We start from the raw sequence: 17971 nt of genomic DNA on the forward strand, positions 1-17971 counted from the left end.
ATGGACTACACGCCCGTAACGCCGTTTCGGCGAACGATAGATGCTGCCATTCTAAAACATCAGGCAGCGGCGCAGGAAGACCTGCCCCCAGCCGGCGCCAACAAGTGGGAGGTCCTGAGGGAGCTAGCTACCGCTCGAGTCGCATTCGGCTTGTCCGATCGGGATTTGACGGTGCTTCAGGCACTGGTCAGCTTTCACCAAGCGACGATTCTCGGAGGCAATGACTGCGAGTTGATTGTACATCCGTCCAACAAGGCGATTTGCGAGCGCCTGAACGGCATGCCCTGCTCGACGATGCGGCGCCACCTTTCCAACCTTGTCCAGACTGGCTTTGTCGTCCGGCGCGATAGCCCCAATGGGAAGCGCTATGCCCGCCGCTACGGCGACGAAAAGGTTGCGTTCGGGTTCGACCTCTCTCCGCTTGTTCGACGCTTCCAGGAGGTCTGTGAGGCCGCCGAGGCCGTCCGGGCCGCTGAGGAGCGTTACAAGCGCCTACGTGCCACTGTGAGCCTCATGCGGCGTGACCTAGCGGGGCTGGCCGAGTACGGGCGCGCACTTCGTCCGGATCAAGGCGTCTGGGACCAATTCTCTGATCTTGCGGCCCTAACGGCTCGAGATCTTCGTAGAAAACTAGAAATGGAAGACCTTAGGCGCATCGAAGACGCTTTGGGGGTGGCTTTGGACCATGCCCGAAACCTTCTAGATGGCCGTGAAGCAGAAGATATGAGCACCAATGACGCTACTTTTGAGCAGCACTATCAGAATTCAAATAAAGACTCTTATGATCTTGAACCTCGCTTAGAAAAAGCGCGGGGCGGAGACGCTGTGCGTGAAAACCGAGAAGTCGCCGATAGCCCTCTGTGTTCTGACGATGAGGCTAACTCAACCTCGACTACTGACGACCAACTGATGCCGAACATACCGCTTGGTTTGGTCCTCGCCTCTTGTCAGGAATTCAAAGCGTATTCCGAGCAGCCTGTGCGCCATTGGCACGATTTGGTCCGGGTGGCTGACGTGGTCAGACCCATGATGGGTATTTCGCCTTCCGCCTGGAACGAGGCAAAACGCTATATGGGGCCCGAAGAGGCGTCTGTTGTCGTTGTTGCAATGCTTGAACGCTTTGCAGATATCCGATCACCTGGAGGCTACTTGAGAACCCTATCTTCAAAGGCGGCGATTGGGGAGTTCTCCTGTGGCCCGATGATCATGGCCTTGATGCGGCGGGATGCTGCATGATGAGTTCACAGCTGTGAACTTGGCTGACAAGAAGGATAGCTCGGGATGGTTCACAGCTGTGAACTTATTTCCAACACGGAAAGAGGCTGCGCTTGCGGACTTGGCCCGAAACAGGGTGCTGCAGTTACCAGTCACACGGGAAGGTCACCATCACCAAAAAGGTTTAGAAAGAGCCTCTCTTGATAGTCCAGTGGAAACGCTAACCCCAGCGGCGTTTTCGGAGACGCGGAGGTCAGTTAACCGGCGGCGGTGAGTTTGCGGAGCGAATTGCGTGCCGTTCGCTCGGACGTCTTGAGTATAATCTGCGCGTCTCCTCGTTCCAATGAGCCATGCCGGAGAACCGCCGAGATCAGCTCCGGAGCGCGCTTGTCATCGATGGTATCAGCAACAAGACGTCGATACCTTTGGTTCAATCCACAGAGATCGAACAATCTTGCTGAGAGGGTGATCTGGTCGAGCGTCACCTTTAGGAGTCATTCATTGAACGTCTTCAGTGCCGCCTTTGAAAAATTCCCCGTCCGTCGCGGCCTCCGCGGCGTGAACTGTCAGCCAGATTCGTCATCCGTTTGTACTCGCCCCGATCGGTTAACCTGCGGGCCAGCCCACGTGATAAGGGCCATGGCATGAGACATCAGTCTGCTGACACGACCGTTGCCATCCGGGAAAGGGTGGATGTAGTTCAACCGGTGATGTGCAGACGCGATCGCGATGATCCGTCCGCTCGAAGACCGCGCCGCAATTTGAAACCGTTTGTCAAAGTGATCCATGAACGCCGCAACGCACGACGATGATGGAGGTAGGTGGCGCCCGACTGCGGCTTCCCGATCGTCATCCTGGCGCATGCGTCCCGGAGCGATGGGCTTCTGTGTGCCGTCGGGATGTTCGATGACCCGAAACTCATTCGGCATCTCGTCGTAGAAGCTCTTATGGACCCAAGTCAGGAATTCCACAGATGTGGGGCGGGGCAGGGTGCCTATGCGATGCATCTCATCGATGGCCCGTTGAACGATGACCTGCGCCCGGGCCTCAAGGGCGAGAGGGCGGGTTTCTTCCTCAAGTTCGGCTGCGCTGTCAGGATGCAACCCAAGTCCCAGCCCGGTGGCTTCCCTCTGGATGTCGACCGAAAGGTCTGCCAGTTCTGTAGGAATATGCTCCTCGAAGAAGCAGGGTTCGATCCTGGCGGGCGTTTCTAGCCTTTTGCCGATCTTCTGCGCTTTCTAAGTAATTGAAATTTCGACATTTTACTTGATTAAGGGCAGGGTTCTGCCGATATGCGTTGCCGATCTTGAATTGCTGCATGAAATCAATGGCTTTGGCAGATGTCCCGGGCTTTCAGTTTTGTTGTGTGCCTAAAGGGATCGGGGAAAGGGAAAGTGTTCTTCGGGTTTTGTGACTGACGGATGAGGGCCTTTAGGGCCGCTCAGATGGGTCCGGGCCGGATTCCGGTCTGTCTTTCCTGATGAAGGGCATTCCCATGCAAACAGGTGTCTTGCGCGTGCTGCGCGCGACCGCTGCCTCTTGGTGGCGGCACAAGGAACTGCGACGAACTGGCCAGCTAGAATTGGCACGGCGGCTCGAAAGCAAGACCGTGTTGCGCGATCTCGTCCATCTCAGGCAGGCGGCGACATTGCCGAATGCGCATGTGATCTGCGGCGAGGGCGGGACATTCATCCATCTCGGTTGGACCACCGTGTCGACCCTCGCGCCGATCGAGCGCTTTCCCTTGGCCGCTCTTGCGGTCGCACGCGGGACGCCCTTCATCGATCTCCGACCCGTCACCGATGTCGTCGCTTTCGCGAACCTGCCGCGGGTGACGCGGGACGGATCGCTCGACCCTGAGCATTCGGGTGCCGGCAAGTGCGTCTCGCTGACCACCTACATCGACATGGTCGAAGGGCTCGGCGCGAGGATCGCCAACGATCCGCGGCCCCGTCGGTCAACCTGATCCCCAATCTTCTCACCAACACACGAAAGGACGCCAGCCATGGCCCGATCCAGCACGCCCAAATTCGATGCCTCCGAGGTCATCACAAACGAAATCATCCGCATCATCGAGCGCGGCGTCCTTCCATGGCGCAAGCCCTGGACCGCTGGCGGCAGTTCTCGTCCCCTGCGCGTGGGCGGTGAGCCCTACCAGGGGGTCAACAACTTCCTGCTGACCATGCGCACCGTGATGGCGGGCCACAGCTCGCCCTTCTGGATGACGCTTCCGCAGGCCAATGCCTTGGATGCGAAGGTCCGCAAGGGCGAGAAGTCCTCTGTCGTCGTTTACTACGGTCAAAGCCGGAGGGACGCCGGCGGCGAGGATGACCACGGGGAGAGGGATGATCGCTCCGAGGAGGCCCGCGTATTCCGCTTCCAGAAATCCTACCGCGTGTTCAACGCCTGCCAGATCGATGGCTTGCCCGACAGCTTCTTCCCCGACCCGGAGCCCGTGCCCGAGCATCCGCCGTCCGAGCCCATCCCGCACATGCAGGCGTTTTTCGATGCTATCGACATCACGACCGTTTTCACGGGAACAGAAGCCTACTATTTGCCGCCCGTGGACAAGGTCTTCATGCCGTCGATCGCGCGGTTCGAAAACCCGCGGAACTTCTACGGGGTCTGGGCGCATGAGCTGGCCCATGCCACGAAAGCCCCCCATCGACTGAACCGTGATTTCGGGTTCTCGAAGTTCGGCAACACCTCCTATGCGCGCGAGGAGATCGTCGCGTTATCTTGACAGTCTGCACCGCATGCCACCTTGCCGTAGGATGGGTGACAGGCGTCGACGGTAGGCAGTTTTCAGGCTGGCCGCCGCGCTTACCAAAGAGCTGGCGGCGGCCAGCCTGAGAACTGCCGGGCCGAAGCGTGCACCGGGTGGGGGCATGGGGAGGGTTTTGCGCTGGTGTCGATTATTTATGTTTGCGAGCGTCGCGAGGCCGGGGGTCTCGACGCGCATGTGCCGTTGATCCTGCGCGGCGACGCGCTCTACGACCCCGATCTGGATCGCTTCTTCCTCGACCTGCCGCTATCGGGGATTCGATCGCGGCATTCGCTTCGCGCCCAGGCCTATGATGTGACAGTCTGGCTTCGCTTTCTCGATGCTTGCGGCAAGACCGTATGGGCTGCGACCCGCGACGATGTCGAGGCTTATCATCGTGCGCGTCGGCGCGGCGATGCCGGTCAGCGGATCACGGCGGCAAGCTGGAACAGGGCCGTCGCCAGCCTTGATCGCCTCTATCGCTGGGGCGAGCGGCAAGGGCTGATCGCCGAGGCACCGTTCAACCGTCGTGCCGTGTGGCGACCGGCGCAGGGTGGACGTCGCGGAATGATCGCCGCGCGCAACGACGCCTATGAACGTGTTGCGAAGCGGTCGGATGTCCGGTTCGTCACGATGGACGACTACCGCATCTTCCGCGAGGTCGGTCTGCGCGGCCTCGCGCCTGACGGCAGCGAACGCCCCGGCGCACGTGATAGGAACGGATTGCGCAACGTGCTTTTCGCCGATCTGCTCGTCACGACAGGTTTGCGACTGGAAGAAGCCTCAGGTCTGCTCGCCGGTGATCTCGCGGTCATTGTTCCGGACGGCGATGAGAACCGGCAGCTCTGGTTGCGCCTGCCGCCGCCGCTCACCAAGGGCGATCGCGGACGAAGTGTTCTGGTCCCACGCCGGCTGCTTCGTCAGATCGCGGCCTATATCGATGTCGAGCGCGCGGCAGGCGCGGCCAAATTCGTCGCGCGCAATGGCGCGGCGCGCTTTGACCGGCCGATCCATATCACCGACGCCGGTCTCGACCGCATGCGCGATGTCTGCACGCCAGAGGAACGATGCCGTCTGATCCTGTGCAACGAGAACGGAACGCCGCGCGAGCCCGCGGCGCTATGGCTGACCGAGGTCGGACAGCCCGTTCGACCCAATTCCTGGGAGGTGATCTTCGCCCGCGCCTGCAAGCGCTGTAGAGACTATGGTTTCTCGTTGTCGATCAGCCCGCACCAGCTGCGCCACACCTTCGCGGTCCATATGCTCGCTTTGCTGATCCAGGAGCGTCTGCGCGAAGCCGCATTGCCGGCGGGGCCGATGGAGAGCTACCGGCTGATCCTGGGCGACCCGCTGCAGCAGGTGCAACGCCTGCTCGGCCACGCGAGTCTCGCCACCACCTATATCTATCTCGACCATATCGCGACCCGCGCCGATACGGTGGATTCGGCGGTCGAGGAGTTGCTGGCACTGCTGCCGGGACCGCAGGGCGCATGAGCGGGCGTCGCCGCAAGGGCAGGCCCGTTGCTTTCGCGCGCGTCACGCCGGAGCGAGCCAAGCCCGATCCGGTGCTCGGCCTCAGATTCGTCATCGAGGCGCGGCATGGCGGGACCGTCCAGGTTGACATGACCAATCTCGATCCTCGTCCGCTCGCTATCGCCTTTGCCAGCGCGTTGCGCCGGTCGGCCGCGCTCGGCGGCCCGATCGGTGCGGCCAGCGTCATCAAACAGTATGTAAACTCCTATCGCCGTTTCTTCACCTGGCTTTCCGATGAGGCGGGGGAAGTGGACGGGCCCGAAGACATGCGCGCAGCCCATGTCGACGGTTTCGCATCGGCACTCGAACGCGGGGGAATGGGCGCTATCTACCGGCATGTGACGGTCAGCAAGATCGTCAATACGCTGCGTGCGATAGAGGCGGATCGGCCCGACAGTATCACGCCCGACCTTCATGAGCGGTTGCGTTATACAATGGCAACCTCGGCGGGACGCTCGACCCCGCGTGATGCCTACAGTCCCTTCGTCGCCCGCGCGCTGCGCGACGCGGCCCGTACGGACGTGGAAGCGATATTCCGCCGGATCGGCGCCGAGGATCGGACCGATGAGGGCGATCCGGTCATTGGAGGAGCGCGGGCCGATGTCGAAGCTCTCATCGCGCGCGATGGAGCCGTTCGGACCGAGAGCGTCGAGCTGCGCCGTCTCTATTTCATGCGCTTGCGGCGCGGCTTGCCGATCAGCACGCTGATCGACGACCTGCATCGCAGACATCATCTGCACGTCACCGATCTGCCGCCATTGCTCGTGCTGCTTGCTCTCGATACCGGCCTCGAGCCGGAATGCCTGAAGGCGCTGACGGTCGATTGCCTGGCCAATCCCTCCGCCGGAACCGTCGAACTGCGATACCTGAAGCGGCGCGCCGGCGCCGCCGGGCACAAGAGCATGCGCGTGCGCGACGGCGGCCTCGGCACGCCGGGTGGCCTTCTCCGCCGGCTGATCGAGATTACGACCGTCGCCCGTCAGCATCTGCCCACCGATTGTCTCTGGGTTTACCACAACGTCGGCGGTCTCCATGCCGGCATCCGTCATCCGCGCGAACGCCTCGACGCCTGGGTGGCACGGCACCGGATTGTCGATGAGGACGGCAAGCCGCTCCATCTTCTGCTGTCCCGGCTTCGCAAAACCCACAAGGCGCTGTGGTACACCAAAACCGAGGGGTACATCGCCCGCTTCGCGGTCGGCCACACGCCCGAGGTCGCGGCGCGCCACTACGCCGATCTGCCATCGCTGCGGCCCCTGCACGAGGCCACCGTCGCCGATGCCTTCCGCGACGCTGTCGTCGCCGCGATGCCGACCATCCTCGCGCCAGCAGCCGAGAAGACGCTGCGCGAAGCGCCCGAACAGGCCGGGCCGCTGATGCCGCCGGATGCGGTCGGTTCCATTCTCGATGGGGAGCAGGATCTCTGGCTCGCCGCCTGCGCGGGGTTCCATAGCAGCCCCTTCGCCGAGGCCGGCTCGCCATGCCAGCAGCCGTTCTGGGGATGCCTCCATTGCCCCAACGCCGTCATCACCGCCCGCAAGCTCCCCGCGATCATGGCCTTCCTGTCCTTCGTCGAAGACCAGCGGCAGGGGCTTCCCGGTCCCGACTGGATGGTCAAGTTCGGGCAGGTTCATGCCCGGATCGTCCATCAGATCTTGCCCGCGTTTTCCGATGCCGTTGTCGCCGAAGCGCGGTTACGCGCCGGGGAGGAGCGCCTCTATCTGCCGCCCGAGGCGCGCGCATGACCGCGCCCGCCCTTGCCCGCGCTCCCGCGTTCGACGATCGGCCCGTGCTGGCGTGCGCGCCGCTCATGCCGGGCCATGCTCGCGAGGACCTGTCACGCGTCGGCGATCCAAGCTGGGATCTGGGTCCGGCCGTCTTCCGCGAGAACGCCCGGCGCTGCCACGTCACCGTGCATTTCGACGTGCTCGAAGATGCCGATGTGCAGGCAATGATGCGCGCCTATCTCTATGCGCGTCTCAATGTCGACCTTCCCGGCCATCGTCCGAAGCTGCCGCCCAGCTGCGTGCGGCAGGCGTTCAACCGGGCGCGGCGCTTCTTCGGCTTCGTCCGCGAACGATTGGGCGCGCTGGACCTTGCCCGCATTGATCCTCCGCTGATCGACGCCTATGCGCGGCATCTCCGAGAGGACCCGGCAAGGCGGCCCGTCATTGTCGGGCAGCTTCTCGAGGTCGTCATCGACTTCTATCTCTACCGCGAGCACCTTCCCGGCGGCGGCTTGTCGTTCGAACCGTGGGACGGGCGGCCACCCGCGCGCGTCGCGGGCTATCGTCATGTTCCCGAGAACCGGACCCCGCGCATCCCCGAGCCGATCATTGCGCCGCTTCTGGCATGGTCGCTGCGCTACATCACGGTATTCGCAGGGGACATTCTCGCCGCCCGGCGTGAGCTTTCCCGGCTCGAAGCGCGCCGCGCCCGGCTCTTCGTTGCGGAACAGGGATTGCCGCATACGGAGCGCCGCCGCCGGCAACGGCAGCGACTGGCGCGCTATTTCCGGTCCCGCGCGCGGCAGGGTCGGGGCGTGCCGGTCTGGGCTAGCCCGCCCAACGGTTCCGCATCCGTCGATCCGGTAAGCGGGGAGCTTCTGCCCGTCGTCAACGTGCAGCTTCTGCATCTTCACGCAGGCGTCGATGCCGCCAGGGAGCCGGCGATGCATCTCGCTCTCGCCGGCGGCGCGTCCGATCTCATCGCTGCCGCCATCGCGGATATCGGGATCGAACCCGGCGGCATGGATACGCCGATCTCGGTCGATGCCGATCTCGGCCGGCCATGGCGGCACCGCTTCGATGCCAAATCCCTCGTCCTGGAAGAGCGCATGCTGCAGGCAGCGGCCTACGTGGTCTGCGCCTATCTGACCGGTATGCGCGATTGCGAGGTGCAGGCGATGCGCCGGGGATGCCTGACGCTTGCGCGCAGCGAGGATGGCACCGTGTCACGACACCGCGTCCGTTCCACTGCGTACAAGGGAAAGGGGGCCCGGGGAGCGTCGGCGGAGTGGGTGACCATCGAGCCCGTCGCTCATGCGATCGGGGTGCTCGAACAGTTGACCCGGCGCGCGGCTGTTGCCCATGGTCTCGATACGCTCTGGCCCGTGCTGTCAGTGACGCGAAGTAGCAAACCGCACGTCTCCGCCGAGATCGTGCGCCAGATCAACGCCTATCGTGACCACCTGAACAGGCTGTTCGGGACGGAAGAGGCGCCCGCCATACCGCCCGGGCCGGACGGTAAGCCCTGGCGGATCACAACCCGCCAGTTTCGTCGCACGATCGCATGGCACATCGCCAACCGTCCCTTCGGAACGGTGGCCGGCATGATCCAGTACAAGCATGCATCCGTCGCCGCGTTCGAAGGCTACGCGGGTAGCAGCGCCTCGGGTTTCCGCGCCGAGGTCGAGGCGCAGCGCCGGCTCGGTCAGATCGACGATCTGCTCGAGTATTTCGACAGGCGGCGCGGCGGGGCTGACCTTGGCGGGCCGGCCGGTCCTCGTGTCGCGCGTACCCTCGACGAGACAGCCACCGAGCTCGGGCCATTGCCGCCGATGATCGCGGACCGGTCCCGTCTGCGCATCATGCTCGCCAGTCTGGCCCGCACCCTGCATGTCGGACCGCTTGCCGATTGCTTCTTCGATCCGGCAACCGCCCTGTGCCTCAAGCGCGTGACGGATGCCGCGGCAGACCGCCCGCTGACAGCGCTTTGTGAACCGACCCGCTGCCCGAACGCCTGCATCGCGGAACATCACAGGCCCGTCTGGGAGCGAAGTGCTGATGAGGCACGCATGTTGCTGCGCGAGAAGCGGCTGCCCGGATTGCAGCGGGCCGCGCTCCAGCAGGAAGTTGACCGGATCGAGGGTGTGCTGGCCCGGATCGCGCCCGAGGGCGCGACGCCGCCCGTTCGGGCGGCGGTAAAGGGAGAGGGAGCTTGGGATCGGGGTGAGTGACGGGATGAGGAGAGCGGGAGAGGCCTGCTCCGCCCGTCCTGGAGACCTGTCATGTCCCGCTCTTCCTCATCGGCCGGGCGCGCCGATGTTTATAACCGTATCACCACCGAGATCATCGCCGCCATCGAGGCAGGCACCGGCGACTGGCGTGCGCCCTGGTTCCACGACGGGAGCAGCATCGCGCGTCCGACCAACGTTTCATCCGGCAAGCGCTATCGCGGCATAAACACTTTGGCGCTCTGGGCCACGGGCTTTGCCGCCGGATATGGCGACGGTATCTGGGGAACGTACAAGCAATGGCAGGATGCCGGCGCGCAGGTGCGTAAAGGAGAACGCTCCACCACGGTCGTCTTGTGGAGGGAGATCAAGGTTTCCCAGCAGGCCGACGACGAAGACGATGATGACGGGCATCGACGGATGTTCGCCCGCGCATTTTCTGTCTTCAACATCGCTCAAGTGGACGGGTACGAGCGCCCGGCGACCCCTGTGCTGCCCGAGGCTGAACGCCTTGCCCATGCGGAAGCGTTCATCACAAACCTGGGCGTCAAGACGGAGTTCGGTGGATCGGAAGCCTATTACCGCCCGTCGGCCGACACCGTGTTCATGCCGCCGTTCACTTCGTTTCGCGATGCCGCGTCGTTCTACGGTGTCTGGCTACACGAGAATGGTCACGCCAGTGGCGCAAAGCACAGGCTCGACCGCGATCTTTCCGGTCGCTTTGGTTCGGCCGCCTATGCCGCCGAAGAATGCTGCGTGGAAATTCTCAGCGGGCTCGTCTTGGCAGACCTCGGGGTCGCCCACCATCCGCGCCCCGATCATGCCGCCTATATTGCCTCGTGGCTCAAGGTCCTGAAAGACGACCCCAAGGCCATCTTCACCGCCGCCAGCAAGGCGCAGCAGGCGGCCGACTGGATGCATGCGCAGCAGCCCCATGCAGAGGAGGTAGCGGCATGACCAAAACCGTTCTCATTGCCGAAAAATTTCAGAATGGGGCTGGACTGTCAGGATATGTGGCGGAATTGACCTCGGTTTTCCTGGGTCAGACGCTCGGCTTCACGGCCCATACGCTCGAGATGAATGCCGCCTATCTCCACAACTGGTTACGGGTCCTTCGGTCGGACAAGGGTGCGATCTTCAAGCACGCCGCGGATGCGCAGCGCGCCTGCGACTATCTGATCGCCAGATCGGAGACGGGCAGGGCAGGGCGCAGTGCCGAGGCCGCCTGACCACACGGAGAACGGAGACTCGCATGTCACGCAAGGAACCCAAGACGCTGCGGGTGGCCTGCTTCGAAGACGGCGGCCGCAAGATCATCACCTTCAAACGCGGTGCCTATTGGTGGAGCGCGTCTGAGGGCGCTTATCCGCTCTCGGCGGCACTTGAGAGCATCAAGGACCAGGGCGGCTGGATCGAAACCATCCCCAACCCGAATTACAGACCCAAGGGGCTGTTCGGGTAGGGCACCTTCTGCTTCGGTTCCTCCGCCCTGCGGAAAAGAAAAAGCAGGCTTTGGGAAGGGTGTTTCAACTTCTCAAAGGAAAGACCCATGTCCATGACCGTTCAACCCCAGTCAGACCGTCCGGATCCGACCGTGATCGCGGCGCAGAACGACGCGTTCCGCAAACTCGCGTGCCTTGGAGTGCCGCCCGCGCAGCCCATCCAAGGCCGGATGCATGTTACCCGTTCGCTCATGGAGGCTGGTGACGGCTTCATGGCCGAGGCGGTGAAGGCGACCGGGGAGTTTGATGTGTTCGAGCCCGAGAACGACCCGGAGGGATGGCATGATTTCGGGTCGGTCACGGTCCGCGGCGAGACCGTGTTCTGGAAAATCGATCTGTATGAAGCGGATTCCGACTTTCGCTACGGAGCCGAGACCCCGGACAACCCCACGACCACCACGCGCGTGCTGACCATCATGCTGGCGCGCGACTGGTAGAAGGGCAGGGGACTCCTCCCCGACATCTCAGGCAATGAAGGCCCACCGACCCCTCAAAGGGAGAGTGGGCCTTTTGTCCTTTTGATCCCCGAAGCCGGGGATTGGTCACGTGCGTGAACGCGCGGATCTCACCATACCCATCGAAAAGGACATCCCATGACCGCAAGCTTCAAACCCGTCTCCGTCGCCATCGGCGATCTGACTGCCCATCCAGCCAATGTGCGTAGCAACTCCCCGGAAACCTACGACCCCGAGAACATCGCCCATCTGAAGGCCAGCATCGCCGTACTGGGCCTGCTCCAGCCGCTCCTTGTCCAGAAGCTCGACGGCAAATATGCCGTGCTTGCCGGTGGCCGGCGCCATGCCGCGCTGAAAGAGCTGGTCGCGGACAAGGCCGTCAAGGGGTTCACGGCGAAAACCAAGGTGGACTGCCGTCTCGTCCGGGACGACTGCGACGTCACCACGGCCTTGTCGCTCGCCGAGAACATCACGCAAGCCCCGATGAACGCGATTGACGAGTTCGAGGCTTTCGCGCGGATGATGGAGGTCGATGGCCAGACCCCCGAGACCATCGCCAGGACCTTCGGCACCACAGTCGCTGCCGTGAAAGGCCGCCTGCGCTACGGTCTCATTCATCCCGACATTCGCGCGGCGGCTCGCGCGAAGACAATCACACTCGACACGATGAAGGCCTTTGCTGAGCATCCGAGCCAGGAAGTGCAGCGCGAGGTCTTCGAGGCGCTCACCAAGGAAGACAGCTACTTGCAGGCCTACACCGTCCGTCAGGCGCTCAAATCGCGCGGGGTGCAGGTCAGCGACGACATCGGTACCTTCGTGCGCGAGGAATACGAGGCCCGCGGCGGAGCGATCGCGGCCGATCTCCTGGAAGAGCATTCGGTGCTGGAAGACGCTGCGCTGGTCGAAACCATCCTGCTCGAGAAGCTCGCGGCCGCCGCCGAGGAGGCCCGCATAAAGCTGGGCTTTGCTTGGGCCGATTCGGTGGTCCGCTACGATTACGCGACCATGGCCGACTATGGCCGAGTCTATCCCAGCCCGATCGAGCCGGATGAGGCGAGCCAGAAGCGCATCGATGAGATCACCGCCGAGCTTGAGAAACTGCAGCTCGAGATGGAGGATGAGGGGCTCGAAGACGATGCCTACAATGCCCTTTACGAGCGCGTGGACGCTCTGGAAGACGAAGCGCGCGATCTGCAGGAGGCCTATAGCGCCGAGGACCTCGCGCGGTCCGGGGTGATCGCGTCGTGGCAGGGTGGAAAGATTACGCTCCATATCGGCCTCGTGCGCCCCGAGGACACCGTGAAAGAGGAGGGCGCGCGCGGTTCGTCGACCAACACCACCGGAGAGGAGGCCCCCGACGCTGGTGAAATCAGCTACCCGGCCTCGCTGGCAGAGGACCTCAAGACGGAGCGGGCCATGGCCCTCGGCGCCGCGATGGCGCTGCATCCCGAGGCCACGCTCGATCTGACGCTCTTCAAGCTGGTCAGTGATGTTCTGGCCAGCGGCATGAGCGTCACGCAGGCGATCAAGATCGATGCCCGCAAGGAATACCGCAGCCATGCCAAAATGGACGAGATCGACGAGACCTCGCTTGAGCAGGTGGCGGCGGCGCATGATGCGCTGGACCTCTCCTGGCTCGATGACAACTGTTCGCCCGCCGATCAGTTCGCGGCGTTTCGCGCGCTGGAGGCCGGCGAGAAGGCCAAGCTCGTGGCCTATGCGACCGCCAGCACGACGCAGTCCTGCTTCGCACGGGACCGCCAGCGCGACAGCCTGATGCATGACTTCGAGATCGAGATCATGCCCGACATCCGCGCCCACTGGACGCCAAATGCGGCGCTCTTCAACCGCTTCAAGAAGGCCTGGCTCCTGAAGATCCTCGGCGAAGATCTGGGTCTGGCCCAGGAGGCGGTGACGCTGGCCTCGTCGAGCAAGAAAGAGATCGTCGCCTTCTGCGACAAGCTCTTCGCCGAGCCTTTCGCGACGCTCACGGACGCGCAGCGCGCTGCTGTGGCCGCCTGGTGCCCGCCCATGATGCAGACCGCCGGCGTCGCCTGTGATGAGGCGGAGCATGCCTCGCAATCTCCCGAGCCTGACAGCGAGATCGCGCAAGCGGCCTGAGTCCTCACGCGACCCGCGCGAGCCATGACGCCTGCGCGGGTCGATCTTCTCATACCCAACCGAAAGACATCCCCATGGCTATTCTCAAGTTCTCTGCCTCCGCTGTTGCGGCGCAGATCGCCCATGCGCGCGCCTGCAAAACCTTCCTGCCCAACTGGAACGGGCCCGTGGACAGGCCGGCCCTGATCCTCATCGTCGGCAATGGCGTGCATCTGCGCTCGAACGGTATCGATGGCACAACCACCCGCATCGTCACGACCGAGCAGGCCGATCCGTCCTTCGCCTTCGCCCAAGGCATGAACCCGTTTCGGGATGCCGACTGGATGGCGCAGCGCCGCATGGCGTTTCGCGATCTGACCGGCCAGTTCTACACGGACATCCTTGACGATGTGCAGGCGCTCATCGATCGGGGGCAGGGGGCGATCCGGCTCGCCACCGATGGCCACAGCATCCGCGTCTTCGTGCGCCGGGCCTCGGACTATCTGATCGGCGGGACCTACGAGGTGCCTTCAGGTCTTGGCGGTACCTTCCGGGTCATCCTCAAGGATGCCTGCGACACCTTCGCGATCGTTCAGAACTGCGGCAATTGCGAGGATTTCGACGCCATGCAGCCCTACCGCGTGCCGCTCGATACGCTGATCGAAATCGATGACCGGAGGGCGGCGTGATGGGTTGGCTCTTCTACACCGACGGCCGCGTCCAGACCTACGCGGATGAGAAAGCGGAGATTGCCCGGCTTTGCACTTTTGAGGGCGACAGGCGCAAAACCGAACTGGTGAAAGCCTGCAAGGTCGGCTCCACTTGGTATGCGGCGGCAAAGGTCACCAATCTTGACGGCACCCCTGTCGAGGACACGACCTATGTCACAGATGCTGATGGCTCGATCACCTTCGGAGCTGTCTTCCTCACCCGATATGACGACGGCTGTTGGGGATACAAAGACATGGAGGAAAGCGCAGGACCAGTCGAATCTCGCGCACCACTGAGCCTGTTGGCCCTGCTGTCCGAGCTGACGGACCCAGACAGCTACGCCCATGCCTGGCGCCAGCGCTGCCGGGACTGGGCCGCGATCCCGAACTACGAGGAAGGCGACAAGATCAGGCTCGCCACGCCCGTAACGCTCACCGATGGCAGTACATGCCAGATCGTCACCGCGACGCACTATAGGCGTGGCCGGCAGAAACGCCGCTGCTACCGCATCGAAGAAACCGGTGGGCTCGTACGCCTGTCGAAGGCCTCGCTTGCGGGCTCGAAGTTGCTCAGCTCCGCGAAAGGTGCTGCCAGCCCGGTGCTGGCGGAGTTCCTGGCGGGGCAGGGTGACTGAGTTTCCCGCGGAGACAACACCACGGGACCACGTGCACACATACTGCCGCCTTGAAATCGTATCTCAAATGAGATACATCGCTCCCATCAACTGGAGGACCATCCATGCCTGCCCAAACATCCATGCTTCATGTCCGTGTTGACGATCAGCTGAAAGCACAGGCTTCTGACGCACTTGCGGGCGTCGGTCTGACGCTCTCCGACGCGGTGCGTATTCTTCTGACCCGCGTGGCCGCAGAAGGCGGCTTGCCTGCCGGATTGACCGCTGATCCGGATGCCTATGACGCCTGGTTCCGGGCGAAGGTACAGGAAGCGCTAGACGATCCAAGGCCCACAACGCCCCATGCCAAGGCGATGCAAGACGCTCAGGCATTGCTTGACGGGAAGCGCCTTGCCAAATCTTGAATGGAAAGCGACGGCCATCGCCGACTTGCTGGCAATCATTGACTACATCTCTGACGACAACCCGGATGCCGCCCAAGTTCTCAAAGACGAGATTGAACACAAGACGTCCCTCCTTCCAGAACGCCCTCAGATGTACCGCGCGGGCCGTGTGGACGGGACTAGGGAGATGGTTATTCGGCCGAACTACATCGTGGTTTATGCTGAAAGCCCTGAGATGGTGACCATTTTGCGCGTTCTTCATGCTGCGCAGCAGTGGCCATGATTGGGGTGCAGGCCCCCCGCTAAGAAATTGCCCGCTCTACGCCTTCAAAGTGTAGAGCGGGCTTTTTCTCCTTTGGAACTCAGACCCTGATCCAAAGGAATTCCCCATGTCCAAGCCCTGCTCAACGCTCCCCGATCCTATTGAATCCAAAGCTAACTTCGTCTCTGCCCTCGAGCAGATCGGCACGGAGATCGACCACCAACCCCTGCGCAGCTCAGCGCTCGCACGCATCATGCGAGAGACCTTTCTTGGCAGTGATGCCGGGGGCGCCTGGGACTGGCGGAAGGCCTATGACCTGATGCAGGCGGCGGCTGTGCAGGCGCTGCTACGTGGCGACAACAGTGAGGATGATTACTTCGCCGCAAAACTCCTTGCCTCACGGCTGCTGACGGAAACCCGCCGCTCGGAGCAGCAAATCCGGCTGCAGCAGTTTTCCACGCCGCTGCCATTCGCGGCGCTGGTCTTGCGGGCCGCGGCGATCCGCAAGGGCGAGACCGTGCTGGAGCCGTCGGCGGGCACCGGTGCCCTGGCTGCTTTCGCCGCCCGGGCCGGTGCCACGCTTTTGCTCAACGAGATCGACCCCTTTCGTCAGCGCCTCCTGCGCGCGGTTTTCGGCGGCGAGGTGACGGGCCATGACGGCGAGCATATCGACGATCTGCTGCAGTCGACGGTTCTACCCGACGTCGTGGTGATGAACCCGCCCTTCGCCTCCTCGGTCAATCGTTCCCGGGACAAACACATCGCCGCCAAACATCTCATCGCGGCTGCAAAGCGTCTCGCGCCCGGTGGGCGGCTGGTGGCGATCATGCCGCCGGGATTCACCTCCGAACGCGATGCCGCGCATTGGTCCCGCGCCTGCGGCCTCCTGACGCCGCGCCTGGCGCTGTCGATGCCGGGACAGGTCTATCGCAAGCTCGGCACAACTGTGGAAACCCAGCTCATGGTCTTCGACAAGGTGCAGGAAGGCGGCGAGATGATCCGCGCCAGTGTCCGGGACTTGGATGAAGCCCTTCCTTTTGTCGATGCCGTGGCCGCGAGCCGTCCCGAGGCACGGCCCGCCCAAAGGGCGGCGACGATCCCTCACGCTCGGCCGACCGTTCAATCATCTGTCCCGCGCAAGACCGCCGCCGGTGTTGTCACCGCCTCCAAACCCCGGGCCAATGCCGCAGTCCCGCTCAGCTTCACATGCTTCGATGTCCCGCGCGATAATACGCCCGTCTCGGATATCTATGCACGCTACCGTCCGCAGCGGATCGAGATCGCGGGTGCGCAGGAACATCCCACGCCGCTGGTCGAGAGTATCGCCATGGCCTCGGTTGCCCCGCCCATGCCCTCAAATACGGGCCGTGATGACTTGCGCCTGCCCGCACGGTTGGTCGAGGAGGGCGATCTCTCCGAGGCGCAGCTCGAGACCATCATCATGGCGCATGATGCCCATGGGCGTGATCTGCCCGGTCGGTTTACCATCGATGACGACCAGACCAAGCTGACGCGCGCCGATGATGACCCTGACGCACAGGCCTATCGCCTTGGTTACTTTCTCGGCGACGGCACCGGTTGCGGCAAGGGGCGCGAATGCGCGGGGCTCATTCTCGTGAACTGGCTGGCCGGGCGCAGGAAGGCGATCTGGGTCTCCAAATCTGTCACGCTCATCGAGGACGCGATCCGCGACTGGACCGATCTCGGCGGCTCGCCGGCGGATATTCAGCCGCTCTCCAAATGGAAACCGGACCAGCCCATCCCGATGGGCGACGGGATCCTCTTCGTCACCTACGCCACGCTGCGCTCGGCTGGCAAATGCGGCACCACGCGACTGAGCCAGATCCTCGCCTGGATGGGCGAAGGCTTCGACGGCGTTCTTGCCTTCGATGAAGCCCATGCCATGCAGAACGCGGCAGGGTCCGAGCAGGGCAGGGGGGTCAAACCCTCCCAGCAGGGCCTTGCTGGCCTGCGGCTGCAACTGGCAGCACCCCGCGCCCGCGTCTTCTACATCTCGGCCACGGGCGCCACGAGCGTGCACAACCTCGCATATGCCGCGCGGCTGGGGCTCTGGGGGCAAGGCCCCGAATACCCCTTCCCGAGCCGCGAGAGCTTCGTTTCAGCGATGGAGGCGGGCGGTGTCGCTGCCATGGAGGTGGTCGCGCGCGATCTCAAGACGCTCGGCCTCTACACGGCGCGCGCCCTCAGCTTCGATGGTGTGGAGTATGACGTGCTCGAGCATGCGCTCACCCCGGCCCAGATCGAGATCTACGACGCCTATGCGGGCGCGTTTCGGACATTATGCGCAGCTGCGCATAAGGTCCGTAATCGCGAGGACGCGATAATGCGAAGGTGTCCGGGATTCATTTTTGTTTTCCTTGGCTTCTGGATATCAGCGCGGGCTTTGCTGCGCATTATTTTGATTGCAAACCTCGGCGGCTTTCCAACCGTCTGAGG

14 protein-coding genes and 3 pseudogenes are annotated in these 17971 nt (G+C 63.2%); 16 read left to right on the plus strand and 1 reads right to left on the minus strand.

Annotated features, from left to right (window positions below):
* Positions 1-1236: a plasmid replication protein RepC gene (repC, locus tag CDO87_RS25400; protein ID WP_100931450.1), complete on the plus strand. Its 1236-nt coding sequence runs from the start codon at positions 1-3 to the stop codon at positions 1234-1236.
* Between the two features lie 131 nt (positions 1237-1367).
* Here repC and CDO87_RS25405 read toward each other — a convergent pair.
* Positions 1368-2441 (minus strand): annotated as a pseudogene (locus CDO87_RS25405) (Fic family protein).
* A gap of 254 nt (positions 2442-2695) precedes the next feature.
* Between CDO87_RS25405 and CDO87_RS25410 the strand changes: the two are divergent.
* The 15 genes and pseudogenes from CDO87_RS25410 (at position 2696) to CDO87_RS25480 (ending at position 17969) form a co-directional block, all read left to right on the plus strand.
* Positions 2696-3181: a hypothetical protein gene (locus CDO87_RS25410; protein ID WP_100931451.1), complete on the plus strand. Its 486-nt coding sequence runs from the start codon at positions 2696-2698 to the stop codon at positions 3179-3181.
* A 39-nt stretch (positions 3182-3220) separates the two neighbouring features.
* Positions 3221-3949, plus strand: a pseudogene (locus tag CDO87_RS25415) (ArdC family protein); the annotation flags it as partial.
* Between the two features lie 174 nt (positions 3950-4123).
* Positions 4124-5473 (plus strand): tyrosine-type recombinase/integrase, encoded by a 1350-nt coding sequence (locus tag CDO87_RS25420; RefSeq protein WP_100931393.1) that lies wholly within the window; start codon positions 4124-4126, stop codon positions 5471-5473.
* The gene (locus CDO87_RS25425; protein WP_100931394.1) at positions 5470-7257 is read left to right on the plus strand and encodes a hypothetical protein; all 1788 of its coding nucleotides are present in this window, start codon (positions 5470-5472) and stop codon (positions 7255-7257) included. Before CDO87_RS25420 ends, CDO87_RS25425 begins: the two co-directional genes overlap by 4 nt.
* Positions 7254-9470: an integrase gene (locus CDO87_RS25430; RefSeq protein ID WP_100931395.1), complete on the plus strand. Its 2217-nt coding sequence runs from the start codon at positions 7254-7256 to the stop codon at positions 9468-9470. The genes CDO87_RS25425 and CDO87_RS25430 overlap by 4 nt, the downstream gene beginning before the upstream one ends.
* A 51-nt stretch (positions 9471-9521) precedes the next feature.
* Positions 9522-10424, plus strand: coding sequence for an ArdC family protein (locus tag CDO87_RS25435; protein ID WP_100931396.1), 903 nt, complete (start codon positions 9522-9524; stop codon positions 10422-10424).
* Between the two features lie 56 nt (positions 10425-10480).
* Positions 10481-10696 (plus strand): annotated as a pseudogene (locus CDO87_RS25440) (zincin-like metallopeptidase domain-containing protein); the annotation flags it as partial.
* Between the two features lie 23 nt (positions 10697-10719).
* On the plus strand, positions 10720-10929 hold the full coding sequence (locus CDO87_RS25445) for a DUF6330 family protein (protein ID WP_088726107.1): 210 nt from the start codon (positions 10720-10722) through the stop codon (positions 10927-10929).
* 87 nt (positions 10930-11016) lie between these two features.
* Positions 11017-11406: a DUF3768 domain-containing protein gene (locus tag CDO87_RS25450; protein ID WP_088726108.1), complete on the plus strand. Its 390-nt coding sequence runs from the start codon at positions 11017-11019 to the stop codon at positions 11404-11406.
* A gap of 156 nt (positions 11407-11562) precedes the next feature.
* Positions 11563-13545 carry a ParB/RepB/Spo0J family partition protein gene (locus CDO87_RS25455; RefSeq protein ID WP_100931453.1) on the plus strand — a complete coding sequence of 661 codons (1983 nt, stop codon included), beginning with the start codon at positions 11563-11565 and terminating at the stop codon, positions 13543-13545.
* A 74-nt stretch (positions 13546-13619) separates the two neighbouring features.
* Complete coding sequence (locus CDO87_RS25460; RefSeq protein WP_100931454.1) at positions 13620-14213, plus strand: regulator; 594 nt, start codon at positions 13620-13622, stop codon at positions 14211-14213.
* Positions 14213-14869, plus strand: coding sequence for a DUF6927 domain-containing protein (locus CDO87_RS25465; RefSeq protein WP_100931455.1), 657 nt, complete (start codon positions 14213-14215; stop codon positions 14867-14869). Before CDO87_RS25460 ends, CDO87_RS25465 begins: the two co-directional genes overlap by 1 nt.
* 104 nt (positions 14870-14973) lie before the next feature.
* Positions 14974-15273: a type II toxin-antitoxin system RelB/DinJ family antitoxin gene (locus CDO87_RS25470; RefSeq protein ID WP_100931456.1), complete on the plus strand. Its 300-nt coding sequence runs from the start codon at positions 14974-14976 to the stop codon at positions 15271-15273.
* Positions 15212-15535 carry a type II toxin-antitoxin system RelE/ParE family toxin gene (locus CDO87_RS25475; protein WP_404944760.1) on the plus strand — a complete coding sequence of 108 codons (324 nt, stop codon included), beginning with the start codon at positions 15212-15214 and terminating at the stop codon, positions 15533-15535. The genes CDO87_RS25470 and CDO87_RS25475 overlap by 62 nt, the downstream gene beginning before the upstream one ends.
* Positions 15536-15641: 106 nt before the next feature.
* Positions 15642-17969 (plus strand): strawberry notch family protein, encoded by a 2328-nt coding sequence (locus CDO87_RS25480; protein ID WP_254698511.1) that lies wholly within the window; start codon positions 15642-15644, stop codon positions 17967-17969.
* Positions 17970-17971: the final 2 nt, after the last annotated feature.

Origin of the sequence: Sagittula sp. P11 (genome assembly GCF_002814095.1) — a bacterium.
In the GTDB taxonomy this organism is placed as follows: domain Bacteria; phylum Pseudomonadota; class Alphaproteobacteria; order Rhodobacterales; family Rhodobacteraceae; genus Sagittula.

Bases quoted from the DNA above. Each gene is read 5' to 3' on its own strand.
- repC (WP_100931450.1), top strand. From the start codon at position 1: ATGGACTACACGCCCGTAACGCCGTTTCGGCGAACGATAGATGCTGCC.
- CDO87_RS25410 (WP_100931451.1), top strand. From the start codon at position 2,696: ATGAAGGGCATTCCCATGCAAACAGGTGTCTTGCGCGTGCTGCGCGCG.
- CDO87_RS25425 (WP_100931394.1), top strand. From the start codon at position 5,470: ATGAGCGGGCGTCGCCGCAAGGGCAGGCCCGTTGCTTTCGCGCGCGTC.
- CDO87_RS25430 (WP_100931395.1), top strand. From the start codon at position 7,254: ATGACCGCGCCCGCCCTTGCCCGCGCTCCCGCGTTCGACGATCGGCCC.
- CDO87_RS25435 (WP_100931396.1), top strand. From the start codon at position 9,522: ATGTCCCGCTCTTCCTCATCGGCCGGGCGCGCCGATGTTTATAACCGT.
- CDO87_RS25445 (WP_088726107.1), top strand. From the start codon at position 10,720: ATGTCACGCAAGGAACCCAAGACGCTGCGGGTGGCCTGCTTCGAAGAC.
- CDO87_RS25450 (WP_088726108.1), top strand. From the start codon at position 11,017: ATGTCCATGACCGTTCAACCCCAGTCAGACCGTCCGGATCCGACCGTG.
- CDO87_RS25455 (WP_100931453.1), top strand. From the start codon at position 11,563: ATGACCGCAAGCTTCAAACCCGTCTCCGTCGCCATCGGCGATCTGACT.
- CDO87_RS25460 (WP_100931454.1), top strand. From the start codon at position 13,620: ATGGCTATTCTCAAGTTCTCTGCCTCCGCTGTTGCGGCGCAGATCGCC.
- CDO87_RS25465 (WP_100931455.1), top strand. From the start codon at position 14,213: ATGGGTTGGCTCTTCTACACCGACGGCCGCGTCCAGACCTACGCGGAT.
- CDO87_RS25470 (WP_100931456.1), top strand. From the start codon at position 14,974: ATGCCTGCCCAAACATCCATGCTTCATGTCCGTGTTGACGATCAGCTG.
- CDO87_RS25475 (WP_404944760.1), top strand. From the start codon at position 15,212: ATGCCAAGGCGATGCAAGACGCTCAGGCATTGCTTGACGGGAAGCGCC.
- CDO87_RS25480 (WP_254698511.1), top strand. From the start codon at position 15,642: ATGTCCAAGCCCTGCTCAACGCTCCCCGATCCTATTGAATCCAAAGCT.